The sequence below is a fragment of the Psychromonas sp. Urea-02u-13 genome, from assembly GCF_002835995.1.
In the GTDB taxonomy this organism is placed as follows: Bacteria; Pseudomonadota; Gammaproteobacteria; order Enterobacterales; family Psychromonadaceae; genus Psychromonas.
Window position 1 is genome coordinate 1 of sequence record NZ_PJBZ01000281.1, and the last position, 418, is coordinate 418.

1 protein-coding gene is annotated in these 418 nt (G+C 37.1%); it reads right to left on the reverse strand.

What is annotated here, in order from left to right:
- Complete coding sequence (locus CXF74_RS21740) at positions 1-327, reverse strand: SMI1/KNR4 family protein (protein ID WP_101084709.1); 327 nt, start codon at positions 325-327, stop codon at positions 1-3.
- Positions 328-418 lie beyond the last annotated feature (91 nt).

Genomic DNA, 418 nt, shown 5'->3' on the forward strand with positions numbered 1-418 from the left:
TTAGGTGTTTTTTACATGAGCCAAAAAGTCACCCCAAGAATTTGCGATCTTAATTACAGCTTCAGATTCCATACCTATGAGTGGAAGTAAATAAACAATACCTGACGAATCGAAAACATAAATATCTCCACTGCCGTTTGAAGCGAAAGCAATAAAGCCAGGAGCATACTTATTAATTTCGATCTCGTGGTTGAGTTCAATGATTTGATCAAGAGGCTCTAGATCAAAATAATCTGTCCACTCAAGGTCCGTTTCACCACAAGTTATACCACAAGTTATACCACCATTTTTAACGTGCTCAATATATGAAATAGGTAACTGAATCATCGAAACTCCTAACGCCGCTATTAAGCGGATTAAAATGGTGGGTTATAATGTTGAGGCACGAAACTTACCCACTGTTTTAATTCCGTTTAAA

Coding starts and splice junctions, on each gene's coding strand:
- CXF74_RS21740 (WP_101084709.1), bottom strand. CDS start 327: ATGATTCAGTTACCTATTTCATATATTGAGCACGTTAAAAATGGTGGT.